A 13,227-nucleotide genomic window follows, 5' to 3' on the forward strand; every position below is an offset into this window, starting at 1 on the left:
TTATCTCTCGCTTACTTTGACTTTCACTATAGCAGTTACATCACGATGCAATTTGATTGGAACATCTTTAATTCCAAGAGCTTGAATTTTATTGATCAATTGAATCTTACGTTTATCAACTTTGACATCCAACTGTCCTTGAAGTGCTTTAGCGATGTCTGCTTTGTCCACAGCACCAAATGTATGACCTGTAGTCCCAACCTTCATCTTGATTTCAACCATGACATCATCTTTTTCAAGGAATTTTTTCAACTCTTTTGCTGCAGCAAGTTCTTCGGCTTCTTCCTTTTCTTTCGCTTTAGTCTTTCCTTGAAGTTCTGCCACAGCTGCACTTGTTGCAACTTTAGCTAGATTTTTTTTAAGAAGAAAATTATTTGCATAGCCTGTCGGTACTTCTTTGATTTCGCCTTTTTTTCCTTGTCCTTTTACATCTGATAAAAATACTACTTTCATTGTTCGTTCTCTCTTTCCTTAATTACTGTTATTAGGTCTTCTTTGACTTCGCTAATATTTCGTTCATATATTTGAGTTGCGGCTGCATTAAAATGTCCGCCGCCGCCCATAGCTTCCATGATAGTCTGAACGTTATAATCTTTAAATGATCGGGCAGAAATCGATACATAACCATTTTGATGGTTTGTAATCGCAAAAGCAACCTGAACTCCTGCCATATCCAATAAGGTATCTGCTGCTTTAGCTGTAGCAACATTATCGTATTTATGTTCTGGTTTACCTAAAGCTACAACAACACCTGGAGCGACAAACTCTGAATTGAGAATAATTTCATTAATTTTTTTGTATTTCTCAAACTCTGTCGCTAAAATTCCTTTAATCAAGTTGTTGTCGGCACCTTGGGAGCGTAGATAAGCTGCCACTTCAAAGGTACGTGATGTCGTCGCTTTCGTAAAGTGTTTTGTGTCTAACTCAATTCCTGCGAGGGCGATGCTGGCATCAGTCACGGTCATTTTAGCGTTATATTCATGGAACTGCAATAATTCAACAGCTAATTCACTAGCTGAGCTTGCACTAGATTCAATATATGAAAGTAGAGCATGTTCAGGGAAGTCATCGTCACGTCGGTGATGGTCAATAACTACCAGTTTAGTAAATGATTTGTAAAAATCAAGATTTAAAGTTTGACTTGTCTTCGAATGGTCAACCATAATCAATAAAGAATTAGGAGTTTTCATATCAAAGGCCGTATCAAGCTTAATGATATGCGCATATCCTTCTTCTGTTTCATTTACTAAATCAATTGCACGACTTACTTCAGGCATAAGTTGCTCTGGGTCATATACCACATAAGCTTCTTTGCCAGACATATTGACAAAGTTTTTCATCGCGATGGCTGCCCCAAGAGCATCCATATCTGGGAAGCGGTGCCCTACGATAAAGACATCTTCGCTTTCACTGATAATCGTTTGGAGTGCTGTCGAGATGGCCCGTGCGCGTGTTCTTGATTTTTGAGTGCGACTTTGGGAGTTACCTCCAAAATAAACGGTTTTAGCTTGGGGAGTATTTTCTCTCAGAACAGCCTGGTCACCCCCACGAACTAAGGCAAGCTCCAAATTATTAAGGGAAGTTTTCCCAATACTAGGAAAATCATTCCATCCATAAGAAACACCTACAGATAAAGTTAGCGGTATCTTACTCTCAGCGGAATTCTTACGAAAGTCTTTCAATAAAGAAAACTTATCTTCGATCATTCTGTTTAAAATACGATAGTCACAGAAAAAATAATAACGGCTACTTGATACACGGCGTAAATAAACGCCATATTTAATAGCAAAGCTCTCTAAGTTACTCGCAATCAAGCTATTTACTTTAGTGCGTTCGCTATCCGTAATCAAATCAGTAACATCGTCATAGTTGTCAACAGAAATACTGCCAATTACGGCACGGCTTTCTTGAAGACTTTCACGACTATTTGCCTCGGATGTAGCATCTGCGAGATAAAGAAGGTTTTTTTCCTCATCAAGAGTAATAAAATATTTCTTCTTCTCAATTGTAAAAAATTGATTTCTTTCATCATGATACTTTTGAATAATTTCTTTTACTTCATCTTTATCGAGAACACGATCATCACCATGATAAATCAAGTCAATAAACGGATTAAACCACTCTGGTTCATAGGTGTCTTTATTATAACGGATAACCCCAATGGGCATATTGTCCAGTGTTGCATTAAGGGAGTTTTCTGCTTCATCATTAATTTTTCTGATGAATTCTACTCTTCTTAAACGGTAATTTCGTGCTTGTATCAAAATAACCGTTGTGATAATGACATTCATAAGAAAAAGGTAGAACACTGCCACCAATCGTGAACCTGAAAAGATAAGCAAGAAACTTTCCAATGCTTGCACGATAGCCATAGCTAGCACAATTGTTACTGGTGAAAACCTCTGTACAATTTTCATTTTCTACTCCTTCATGATTTTATATAAGTCTACTTAGTTATTTTCCAGCGCTTCTTTAATTGTTGTCAAATTAGGAAACCACGCATCGGCAGCTGATTGATTCATCCCAAAGCGTGTGTCTTTGATCGCCCATACCGTTGCCCCTGCAGCTTTACCCGCGGTGATACCCTTTTCCGAATCTTCAATAATTAAAGTTTCCTCAGGCTTAACATCGAGAGCTTTCATACTTAATTGATAAATTTCTGGATCCGGCTTAGTTGCCTTCAAATCGTTTCCTGAAAGAATTGACTGGAAATAAGAGCGTAAACCATGTGTACTGATCATTTCATTAATATCCTGCATGGAAGAGCTTGAAGCAAGACCAATTTTAAAATGGTCATTTTGCAAAGCATCCAAAACGTCTTTAACATCAGGGAAAAGTAAGTCTTTGTAAGGTAGAGGATTTTTATTTTTTGAATCCAGATAAGCAGCATGTAAAATTGCAGCTTCTTCTTGATCAAAGTCCACCCCTAAAATCTGCGGCCAGATTTCTCGCATATTTCCTCCAATGAAATCTGAATGATTCATATGGCTGATTGAAATTTTGTGACTGCTAAAGAATTCTTCGCGTCTTTGAGCATAGAATTGTTCTGTGTCAACGAGGACACCGTCCATGTCAAAAATCACCGCTTTAAACTTATTCATTTTTACCTAAAACTCCCTAATCATCTGCTTATATCTGCTCCATTATAACATATTTTTTATTTGGAGTTTGGGGCCCAAACATAGAATAGACAAAAACCGCCGTGCAGCGATTTAATATTTTTATTTTCTCTTATTATCTTCTTCACGCAAACGTGCTTTCCGCAAGGCGATTCTTTTCTGTCTTTCTAACTCACGTTCAATTTTTCCTTCGGGGGCATATTTTTCCTCCCAATCCTCGGGTTTCAAAACCTTGTGTGTTTCGGGATCAAAGTGCGGTTGACCATCTGGGAAAATTTTGCCCATATTTGCAGCATGGACGAAATTAAAGATATCATAAGGATCTACACCGGCAAGCACCAAGCTACCATAAGTAAAATAAAGCAGGTCAATCAACGCATCCACTTCTCCAATCAAGGGTGCTTCTTCCTTAGCTTTACGTTTAACCTTACTTACAGCCTTATCGATATCTGCATGCATATTTTGTGTTAATTCATCAAACTTATCTATGTCACCATTCGCTGAGGCATAGAGGAATTCTACAATCTCTTCTACTTTGAACCCAGCCCGATAGCCAGCTTCCATCGGCGGAAATGCGCGAGGAATTTCTTGACTCCGCCCATCCATCATCTTATGGAATTCTTTGACTTTATTAAAGTTTTGGTCCCGTGAAATAAAGTTATTGGTTGTAGAAAAATCTATCAAACCATAATGTGCTAGAGCTTTCGCTATTCCGTCATGATTATTGCTTGTTGTGACATGAATAGCCTTTTCTTTGACATGGTCTGAGGCATTACCCATAGCAATACCATACTCCACATGTGTCAGCATTTCCAAATCATTTTCAGAATCTCCAAATGCCATAACTTGCTGCTCATCAAAGCCATACTGTTCGCCAATCATTTTTATACCACGTAATTTTCCTGAATTACAAGGAATCATATCTACTGAATAAGGGTTACTACGCGTAATCATTAAATTAGGAAATTCATTTTCCAACATTTCTGTTTCCGATTCGGTAGCCACCATCATTACTTGGTAAATTGGCTCACGTAAAATACTTAAAAAGTTAGATTGAGGCATTACCCGACGTACTATATGCTTGAAACTATTTCTAGCAATGCCTGAGGTACCAGAAGGCAGTATCCCCGAAATGATACCTGCCACGCGCGTCTCACCAAACTTTAAAAGTTTTGAGCCGTTAACCCCATGTGCGGCTCCCAATGAAATATCACGGTGATTATCTTTAGCAAAGCGTACGATTTTACGCAAGGTTCTCTTATCGATTTCTTCGGCATGCAAAACTGCTTTCGGCGTGAATATATATTGACCATTGTAAGTTACAGCAAAGTCTAAATGGAGCTCTTCCATCAAAGGTAACGCAAAAGCAGGGCCTCGCCCTGTGGCAATCCCTACTAATATATCTTTACGTTTTAATTCATCAATCGCCACCCTTGTACTTGGAGCAACAGATCTTGTACCTGTAAAAAGTGTGCCATCTAAATCAAAAAATACTGCTTTTATGTCCATTATCTTGCCTTATATAAATTCTACGTGTTAAATTTGCTTTTGGTCTGTTTTTTCTTTTGCTTTTCAGACTTTCTATCTTATTAATTATACAGGTTTTTCCTCTGAAATTCCATGAATACTACCTGTTTTCAAGGCAAATCTTTGAGAAATTCCACTAATTTTTGCAGTAAAAAAAGCAGTTATTTTTATTTTTGTGGAGGTGCACACTTTATAGAATATGCTATAATAAATTTAATTTATGGAAGTTCGAAAGGAATTATGAGTAATGAAAAAGATTTTAGTGTTGCATACTGGTGGAACTATATCCATGGCTGAGGATGCCGATGGACATGTTGCTCCTAACGCAGTTAATCCCATGAATTCTGTGGATATGCACCTTGACTCGATTCATGTAATTACGGAAGATATTTTTAATCTCCCAAGTCCGCATATTACACCAAAAGAAATGCTGTTGATTAAAACCCGGATTAATAAAGCTTTTGATCATGAAGAATTTGATGGTGTTGTTATCACCCATGGTACAGATACTCTTGAAGAAACAGCTTTCTTCTTGGATTCAACGATTCCTCGTGGCATGCCGATAGTCCTTACTGGCGCAATGCGATCAAGCAATGAATTAGGCACGGACGGCATTTATAACTTCCTGAGTGCTCTTCGTGTCGCTGCAGATGATGCCTCTCGTAATCGTGGAGTCCTCGTCGTTATGAATGACGAGATTCATTCTGCACGTTACGTTACTAAGACTCATACAACGAATGTTTCAACTTTTCAGACACCAACCCATGGGCCTGTCGGCTTAGCTACAAAGCATAAGCTTTTTTATTTCCATACGGATGGTGAAAATCAGCACCTTGATGTTTCTTCAGTTGAAGGAAAAGTACCTATCGTCAAAGCCTATGCAGGTATGACGGGGGAAGTCTTTGACCTTTTTGATCTAAGTAGTCTTGATGGTCTCGTTATTGAAGCCCTAGGTGCAGGAAATCTCCCTCCAACTGCTTCTCAAAAATTGATGAAAATTGTGGAGCTTAATATCCCTGTTGTTCTCGTGTCACGCTGCTTCAATGGTATTGCCGAACCCGTCTATGCTTATGAAGGGGGTGGCTCTAGGTTAGCAGATGCAGGTGTTATGTTTGCGCCTGAGGTAAATTCACAAAAAGCGCGGATTAAACTGCTCATTGGCTTGAATGGTGGTTTAACGGGTGATAAACTTAAGAACTTTGTTGAAAATTAAAAAAAACTGATGGATACTCTATCCATCAGTTTTTTAATTTAGATTATCTTGTAACTCTTGCCAAATTTGTTCGTTTTCTTCTAAAGAATATGAATTTGCCCCTGAGGCTAAAGCATGTCCGCCCCCATCATGTCTTTTGGCAATCTCATTAATGGGAACTGTTTTCGAACGCATACGTACACGATAGTGTCCATCAGCTTGTTCCACAAAGATAGCCCATGATTTTACGTCCCGGATACTACCTGGTGTACCCACAATGCTTGAAGTTTCAGCATCACGCAAGTTAAATTTATCCAATACTTCTCTGCTCAAAATCACACGGCCTGCACCATTTTCGGAAATTTCTAAGTTTTCATAAACATAGCCTTGTAAACGTGCCACCTTCATATCAAAGGAAGTCATTTCCCGTCCCAGTGCTGGTCTATCAAAGTCAAATTCAGCCAGCTTACTCGCGAGATACAGGGTTTGCGCTGATGTAGCAGGATAAAGGAAGCGACCCGTATCCCCAACAATTCCGCCGTAAAGAAGACGTGCTGCTTCAGTATTCAGAGCTAACCCTTCTGTCAAAGCTAAGTCAGTAATGATTTCGGAGGCCGAGCTGCGTTCAGGTTCCACTAAAAGCAAGTCCCCATAGGCATCTTCATTTGGATGATGGTCTATTTTGATGACATAATCTGCTTTTTGCCAGCGGTCATCATCAATGCGGGGAGTATTGGCTGTATCACAGATAATGCTGAGATAAGATGTTCCAGAATCAAGCTCTACCTGATCCATTTCTGCTAAATATGTCAGAGTCGGCTCATCATAGCCGACCGCATAGATTTTCTTCTCTGGAAAATTCTCTCTTAAAATGGCACGAAGTCCGCATTGTGAACCGAGTGCATCGGGATCTGGATTTTTATGACGGTGAATAAGAATCGTATCGTATTCTTTGATTTTTGTAATAATTTCTTTCATCTTCTTTTCCTTATGTAATTTGTAGATTGACGACAGCTTTTGCGATGATGGTATTGATATAATAAATTTCGATATCAACAACTGCTCCTAGACGTGTTTCATTGATCACTTTTGGATAAATTTCCAAAAGATTATCAATAGCAACTGTACCCATCACGTGTAAATTTATAGACTCTAGAATGACATTTCTTCGCCGTCTTTTATCCAATGTTCTCTGAACCACAATGGTCACAATCTCACTCAAGGCAGCGCTAGAGATATTCCCCACATTGTTAACCATGAGAGGTTCAATCATAACAGTATAAGCAGACCCTTTTTCACTGATTTTACTGGACATATCTTCACTAAAAGTATGAGTGACTTGGCTCTCCTCTTGACTTCTTTGCAGGCTTTCCAAAACTTCTGACTTAGTGACCACACCTGCATAAGTATAATCTTTGTTCACAATTGGCATTATATCGTAGCCTTCGTGTATCATTTTTTGAGAAATACTCGCAACTGTCATTTTTTGCTTAGCAACGTCGGGGTAATTCATCAATTTATTAATCTGTGTATCCAGACTTTTATGAGCGATATCGCGCATACTTATCACTCCAACTACGACGCGGTGTGGGTTAACAACAGCAAAGCGACTCAAATTAGTCCGCTTCATCACTTCCATAAAGTCTTTGACCGTATCTTCTTCTCGAAGTGCTGGTCGATGATCGTGCGAGATTTCTGCTACAGTGATAATATCTTTTTTAATCAACTCATTAGCCAAGGCATGACTGATGCGGTTAGCCACAGTAAAGGTGTCATAAGTTGCGCGCATCAATGGTATACCCATTTCATTGGCATAGTCAATGACATCTTTGTCCACATCAAAACCACCTGTAACAAGCACTGCGCTTTGTCCATGAAGCGCCATACTTTGAATGTCTTTACGATCACCGACAATCATCAAACTGTTTTTCATGAGAAATTTTTTGACACTTTCGGGTTGCATTGCACCGATGGAAAAACGGCTAAATTCAACATCAAGTCCAGCATGTCCACCTAGAATTTCCGCGCTGGCTATTTCTGCAATTTTTCCAAAAGTAAGTTTATTGCTCCTTTTCTGACCTTTAATTGAGACCCGAATTGTACCAGAGCGATCGTTAACTGCTACGAGTCCGCGATTTTCAGCTTCTTTTATGGCACGGTAAGCAGTACCATCTGCTACTTTTAAGCGGTTAGCAATTCCACGTACACTGACCTGCTTCCCAATGTCAAGTTTTTCTATATAAGTTAGAATTTCTTCGTGTTTAGACATGAAATACTCCTACTAACTGTTTCCATTTTTTATTGTATATTTTTCAAATTGTGAGATACGACCTATATTATATTGGTTGCTGGCTTTGTATTGCCCTGCTCTTTTATAACCTACTTTTTTAGCCACTTGGATAGAGCCGTAATTTCTACTGTCGCAATGGAGTGAAATTGCTTTTAAACCAATCTCATGCAAGCAGATGTCGGTCAGCGTCTCAAGTGCTTCAGTCATCAGGCCTTGTTTCCAGTAGTTTTTATTCAGAACATAAGAAAGTTCAGAGTCTTGCTCAGCTAACTTTGTAAACTGGATAAAACCAATCATTTTTTGCTCAGTTTTTAACTCTATCGCCCACTTCCCAAGCGGTTGTTTCATAAAATGATTTGCAATGAATGCTTCAACCTGTAGCTTTGTGCGATGAGCGGGGAAAACGAATTCCAGATTAGACTTTACAGAGCTGTATTCAAACATGTCCTCTGTGTCTTTCATCGAAAAAGGACGAAGCCGAAGTCTTGTCGTTTCTATTTCTTGCTGTTTAGCAAGCTTCACATAGATATTCATTTAGGCTTTCCAGTTTTCTTTATTTTTTTTAACAAGCCTATTATAACACGTTCCTTCCTTCATCTGTGATATAATTTCATTACTATGAATTATAGACGGAAAAATCTCAACTTAAAGCATCCGCTTGCCTTTTGGTCTGCCTTTCCTGACCCAAGTGAGCGTTTTTTTTGGTACGATAGCCAGAAGCAAACTTTAATTATTGCGAGTGAAAGACTGACCACTCTTCAAGAAGAAGATATTGAAAACTATCCCTATGTCTTCTACAGCCAAAGCTTTTTTAATGAAGTAGAGGGTGAACTTTGGCAAGATTTCGGTAATGAACTTGTTGCTTTTAAGCATTATTTTGTTCAAACGCCAACTGAATCTTATGTCTTAACTTGTGACAATCTTCCTGATATGAAAGATGAAGAAATTAAAGAAAATAAAAATAACTACAAAGAAGAGCCTGATGATTATCCATCCTGGCAGGAGCTTTACAATAAACTTCAGGAAAGCATCACAAGCGGGAAAACGGTAAAAATCGTCGCTTCGCGTGAAATAAAGTTTACTGCTTCGCGTGCCTTTGAAATCGAAGCTATTATTAAGCGCCTGATGCAAAATAACCCTGGTGCTTTTGTCTTTGCTTATCATAAAGCGGGTAAAACTTTCCTAGGTGCATCTCCTGAAATATTGGTCCAAAAAGAAGGGGATAAAATTCTGAGTTACGCTTTGGCAGGAACGATGCCACGAACTGTTAAGCATGCTGCAGAACTGTTATTGAAGGACCCTAAAAATCGCCTTGAACATCAAATAGTTGTCCAGAAAATCAAAGAAAAAATGCTAGAAAAATCATCAGATGTCAGTATCGGTGAAACCAGTACAATGGCTTTGAAAAATATCTATCACTTGCGCACTCTTCTTACAACTACAGATAAGCAGCACTCCATAATAGACTGGTCCAAGCATCTTCACCCGACACCCGCTTTAGGGGGAGAGCCAAGTCAGCCCGCTCTCTCCTTCTTAAGGGAAAATGAAAAACACGAACGCGGTTTATATGCTGCACCGCTTGGCCTTATTGACAAGTATGGCAACGGAACACTCATCGTCGCCATTCGCTCTGCACTTTTTATGGAGAATACTTGTTATGCTTATGCGGGCTGCGGCATTGTCGCTGACTCTGATTGCCGTTCTGAATTTGATGAAACAAAGATAAAATTAAAAACAATACTTGAGGCACTTGAAGATGAACAATGAATATCTAGCTCCACTAGTCGATGAACTTTACCTTTTGGGAGTACAAGAAGCCGTGTTTAGCCCTGGTTCTCGCTCAACGGCTCTTGCGATGCTTTTTGAAGAATATGGAAAATATGATACCTACGTAAACATTGATGAGCGCTCAGCTGCCTTCTTTGCTTTAGGCATTGCAAAGTCACAACAGCGTCCCGTTGTTCTCATCTGTACTTCTGGTTCGGCTGCTGCACATTACTTGCCAGCAATTACCGAAGCCAAACACAGCCGCATACCTTTAATAGTTCTCAGTGCCGATCGTCCCAATGATTTGCAATTTGTCGGGGCAGCTCAAACTGTGAATCAGACGGATTATTTTGGTAAATTTGTTAATCATTATGAAGAGTTGAATAGACCAACCGAGATTAATTTTTGGACTTATCCCCGCAAAGTTGCACAGCGCGCTTTTATGGCAGCAGTAAACCCTCCTGCTGCTGCTGTTCAAATCAATGTCCCCATCAGTGAGCCTTTAATCCCTGACTTAAGCCCTGAAAATTATCCACAGGGACGAAAAGAGTTTTCACTGCATAAAGGTAAGCTGCAGCCCACATTTATCCCAGAATTAAAGGGCAATGTCCTCATCTTTGCAGGACCGGACAGTAATTCCGACTATCAGAAATCACTCTTGTCACTGTCGGAGAAGCTCAATGCTCCGATATTAGCTGATCCCCTTTCTAATTTACGTAATTTTAACCATCCAAATATTATTGATGCCTATGATGCTTTTTTAGCTCATCCTCAGCTTATAAAATCACTAAAAGTCGATTACTTCCTGCAGTTTGGCCAAATTCCTGTTTCTAAGCGTGTGCTGCAACTGATTGGTCAAAATCCAGCTGCAGAATACATCCAAATTGATGCTGCTTTAGACTATCGTAATCCCAGTCAAACAACAACCCAAGTCATCCAAGCCGATATTAATGCTTTTTGTCAGGCTGTGAAACCTGTGTCGAATGCTTCAGAACATCTTTCGAAGTGGCAGGAGCTCCAAAAAGTGATGCGTCAAAAGCTAAGTACTGTCGAAAAAGAAACTGCTCCTTTTGAGGGACGTTACGTTCACATATTGCAAAAACTTCTTCCAGACCACTCACAGCTCTTGATTTCAAACTCCATGGCGATTCGAGATGTTGACTACTTCTGGCGCAGTCAGGAAGCGGATATCCATCTTTTAGGAAATCGGGGTACAAATGGCATCGATGGGCAAGAATCAACGGCATTAGGGATTTCTACAGCTGGGAAACCCACTGTACTCTTAACGGGTGATCTCTCCATGCTTCACGATATTAATGGCTTGATAGTTGGTAAAACTCACCAGTTGGACTTGACCATTGTCCTCTTTAACAATGATGGTGGTGGTATTTTCCATCACTTAGCTCAAAAAGGACAACCTCACTTTGACTACCTCTTTTCGACACCACATGGGCTCGATTTCGGAGGGTTAGCTCAGTTGATGGGACTTGATTATCATCTGGTCACGGACTATCAAGATTTTGAGCAAATATTTAACCAAAGTTTGGCCGAAAAAGGTATGCACCTGTTGGAAGTCAAAACAGATAAGGATGTAAGCCTAGAATTACACAAGAAATATACGCTTTATGATATTTGAAGATAGATATATTCAGATTGGAGCCCATCACTTTCATGTCAGAGTACACGGAGAGGGCAAGCCACTCTTAGCCTTGCACGGCTTTAGTCAATCTGCGCTCACGTGGGAAAGTTTAGACATCACTGGTTATCAAATCTTTGCTTTAGATTTGATAGGTCATGGGGAGTCAAGTAAACCTGAAGCCTTAGACAATTATAGTCTTTCCAGTATCTGTCAACAGCTTCAAGAACTGGTAGCTCTTCTTTTTCACGGAAAAAGCTACACGCTCTTAGGTTATTCGATGGGCGGACGGATTGCCTTACAGTTTGCGCATCTTTTCCCTGAACAACCAATCGATGAACTCATTCTCGAATCGGCAGCACCAGGGATTTCTGATCCTGTTCAACGTGAGAAACGCCAACAGTCTGACTCTCAATTAGCAGCTCAAATCGAAAAGAATGGTGCACGTTGGTTCGCAGACTACTGGGGTTCTCTGCCCATCTTTGAAAGTCAAAAACAACTGCCTCAAAAGCTTCAAGATAAAGTTTGGTCCAGCCGCGCCCTCAACAATCCCCATGCTTTAGCACATACTTTGAGGGCAACGGGACAAGGATCTCTTCCCGATATCTCTGAAGCCCTCCAAACTTTGAAATTTCCTCTGCTCTATATTACAGGTGCTTTGGATGAAAAGTATTCACAAATTGCGAGAAGCTTTATGACACGTCAAAATACACAATGCTTGATCGTTGAAGGTGCGGGACACAATGTACATCTGGAACTTCCTGAGCACTTTAATTTAATCTTAACGACTCATTTGCAGGGTAAAACCATGCTATAATGAATGAATAAACACTAAAAAAGGAGACAAACTATGTCAAAATATAACTGGCTTGCTTTAGACCGCAAGTATGAAGATGTCATTTACGAAACTTATAACGGTATCGCAAAAATCACGATTAATCGTCCTGAAGTTCGTAATGCTTTTCGTCCTAAAACAGTTGTCGAACTTATCGATGCATTTACTGTGGCTCGTGATGATACTTCTGTAGGTGTCATTGTCTTAACTGGAGCGAACCATGGACAAGGCGAAGACAAAGAAGCCTTCTGTTCTGGTGGTGACCAAAAAGTGCGTGGCGATGGTGGATATGTTGGTGAAGACCAAATTCCTCGTCTTAACGTTTTAGACTTGCAGCATCTTATCCGTATCACACCTAAGCCTGTTATTGCCATGGTTAATGGTTTCGCAATCGGTGGCGGACATGTCCTCCACATTGTTTGTGACTTGACCATTGCTTCTGAAAATGCTAAATTCGGTCAAACAGGGCCTCGTGTTGGTTCATTTGATGCAGGTTATGGTGCTGGACTCTTGGCAGCTATGGTCGGCCAAAAGAAAGCCCGTGAAATCTGGTTCCTCTGCCGTCAATACACTGCGCAGGAAGCAATGGATATGGGCATGGTCAACACTGTTGTACCATTTGATCAACTTGAAGATGAAACAGTTAAATGGGCTGAAGAAATGCTTGCCTTGTCACCAATGGCACTTCGCATGCTTAAGGGCTCAATGAATGCGGCAACAGACGGTCTCGCTGGCTTGCAACAGTTTGCGGGTGATGCAACGCTTATGTACTACCTCAGTGATGAAGCTAAAGAAGGGCGTGACGCTTTCAAAGAAAAACGCAAACCTGACTTTGATCAATTCCCTAAATTCCCATAAGCG

The 13,227-nt window shown here is 40.0% G+C and carries 11 protein-coding genes and 1 pseudogene; 5 read left to right on the forward strand and 7 right to left on the reverse strand.

Annotated features, from left to right (window positions below):
* The 4 genes from rplI to I6G50_RS05245 form a co-directional block, all read right to left on the reverse strand.
* Positions 1-453 carry a 50S ribosomal protein L9 gene (gene rplI / locus I6G50_RS05230; protein ID WP_003135614.1) on the reverse strand — a complete coding sequence of 151 codons (453 nt, stop codon included), beginning with the start codon at positions 451-453 and terminating at the stop codon, positions 1-3.
* Positions 450-2,417, reverse strand: a complete 1,968-nt coding sequence (locus I6G50_RS05235; protein ID WP_003135616.1) for a DHH family phosphoesterase — start codon at positions 2,415-2,417, stop codon at positions 450-452. Before I6G50_RS05235 ends, rplI begins: the two co-directional genes overlap by 4 nt.
* Positions 2,418-2,450: 33 nt before the next feature.
* A complete protein-coding gene (locus I6G50_RS05240; RefSeq protein ID WP_003135618.1) occupies positions 2,451-3,101 on the reverse strand; it encodes an HAD family hydrolase in 651 nt (216 codons plus the stop codon).
* Positions 3,102-3,221: 120 nt separating this feature from the next.
* Entirely contained in the window at positions 3,222-4,628 is a 1,407-nt protein-coding gene (locus I6G50_RS05245) for a Cof-type HAD-IIB family hydrolase (RefSeq protein WP_197908157.1), read from the reverse strand.
* Between the two features lie 265 nt (positions 4,629-4,893).
* On the opposite strand from I6G50_RS05245, the gene I6G50_RS05250 reads away from it, so the two are divergent.
* Complete coding sequence (locus I6G50_RS05250; RefSeq protein WP_081166313.1) at positions 4,894-5,859, forward strand: asparaginase; 966 nt, start codon at positions 4,894-4,896, stop codon at positions 5,857-5,859.
* A gap of 33 nt (positions 5,860-5,892) precedes the next feature.
* Here I6G50_RS05250 and I6G50_RS05255 read toward each other — a convergent pair whose 3' ends face one another.
* The 3 genes and pseudogenes from I6G50_RS05255 to I6G50_RS05265 form a co-directional block, all read right to left on the reverse strand.
* Entirely contained in the window at positions 5,893-6,816 is a 924-nt protein-coding gene (locus I6G50_RS05255) for a DHH family phosphoesterase (RefSeq protein ID WP_197908158.1), read from the reverse strand.
* A gap of 10 nt (positions 6,817-6,826) precedes the next feature.
* A complete protein-coding gene (locus I6G50_RS05260) occupies positions 6,827-8,107 on the reverse strand; it encodes a DRTGG domain-containing protein (protein ID WP_003135622.1) in 1,281 nt (426 codons plus the stop codon).
* Positions 8,100-8,662: pseudogene (locus tag I6G50_RS05265) on the reverse strand (GNAT family N-acetyltransferase). The gene I6G50_RS05260 and the pseudogene I6G50_RS05265 overlap by 8 nt, the downstream one beginning before the upstream one ends.
* Positions 8,663-8,746: 84 nt before the next feature.
* Between I6G50_RS05265 and I6G50_RS05270 the strand changes: the two are divergent.
* The 4 genes from I6G50_RS05270 to menB are packed head-to-tail and all read left to right on the forward strand — an operon-like array spanning position 8,747 to position 13,224.
* A complete protein-coding gene (locus I6G50_RS05270; protein ID WP_197908160.1) occupies positions 8,747-9,895 on the forward strand; it encodes an isochorismate synthase in 1,149 nt (382 codons plus the stop codon).
* Positions 9,885-11,531 (forward strand): 2-succinyl-5-enolpyruvyl-6-hydroxy-3-cyclohexene-1-carboxylic-acid synthase, encoded by a 1,647-nt coding sequence (gene menD / locus I6G50_RS05275; RefSeq protein WP_197908161.1) that lies wholly within the window; start codon positions 9,885-9,887, stop codon positions 11,529-11,531. Before I6G50_RS05270 ends, menD begins: the two co-directional genes overlap by 11 nt.
* Positions 11,521-12,348 carry a 2-succinyl-6-hydroxy-2,4-cyclohexadiene-1-carboxylate synthase gene (gene menH / locus I6G50_RS05280; protein WP_197908162.1) on the forward strand — a complete coding sequence of 276 codons (828 nt, stop codon included), beginning with the start codon at positions 11,521-11,523 and terminating at the stop codon, positions 12,346-12,348. Before menD ends, menH begins: the two co-directional genes overlap by 11 nt.
* A 33-nt stretch (positions 12,349-12,381) precedes the next feature.
* Positions 12,382-13,224: a 1,4-dihydroxy-2-naphthoyl-CoA synthase gene (gene menB, locus I6G50_RS05285; RefSeq protein ID WP_003135630.1), complete on the forward strand. Its 843-nt coding sequence runs from the start codon at positions 12,382-12,384 to the stop codon at positions 13,222-13,224.
* Positions 13,225-13,227 lie beyond the last annotated feature (3 nt).

The sequence above is a fragment of the Lactococcus garvieae genome (genome assembly GCF_016027715.1).
In the GTDB taxonomy this organism is placed as follows: Bacteria; Bacillota; Bacilli; order Lactobacillales; family Streptococcaceae; genus Lactococcus; species Lactococcus garvieae_A.

Bases quoted from the DNA above. Each gene is read 5' to 3' on its own strand.
- I6G50_RS05240 (WP_003135618.1), bottom strand. From the start codon at position 3,101: ATGAATAAGTTTAAAGCGGTGATTTTTGACATGGACGGTGTCCTCGTT.
- menH (WP_197908162.1), top strand. From the start codon at position 11,521: ATGATATTTGAAGATAGATATATTCAGATTGGAGCCCATCACTTTCAT.
- I6G50_RS05255 (WP_197908158.1), bottom strand. From the start codon at position 6,816: ATGAAAGAAATTATTACAAAAATCAAAGAATACGATACGATTCTTATT.
- I6G50_RS05250 (WP_081166313.1), top strand. From the start codon at position 4,894: ATGAAAAAGATTTTAGTGTTGCATACTGGTGGAACTATATCCATGGCT.
- rplI (WP_003135614.1), bottom strand. From the start codon at position 453: ATGAAAGTAGTATTTTTATCAGATGTAAAAGGACAAGGAAAAAAAGGC.
- menD (WP_197908161.1), top strand. From the start codon at position 9,885: ATGAACAATGAATATCTAGCTCCACTAGTCGATGAACTTTACCTTTTG.
- I6G50_RS05245 (WP_197908157.1), bottom strand. From the start codon at position 4,628: ATGGACATAAAAGCAGTATTTTTTGATTTAGATGGCACACTTTTTACA.
- I6G50_RS05235 (WP_003135616.1), bottom strand. From the start codon at position 2,417: ATGAAAATTGTACAGAGGTTTTCACCAGTAACAATTGTGCTAGCTATG.
- I6G50_RS05260 (WP_003135622.1), bottom strand. From the start codon at position 8,107: ATGTCTAAACACGAAGAAATTCTAACTTATATAGAAAAACTTGACATT.
- menB (WP_003135630.1), top strand. From the start codon at position 12,382: ATGTCAAAATATAACTGGCTTGCTTTAGACCGCAAGTATGAAGATGTC.
- I6G50_RS05270 (WP_197908160.1), top strand. From the start codon at position 8,747: ATGAATTATAGACGGAAAAATCTCAACTTAAAGCATCCGCTTGCCTTT.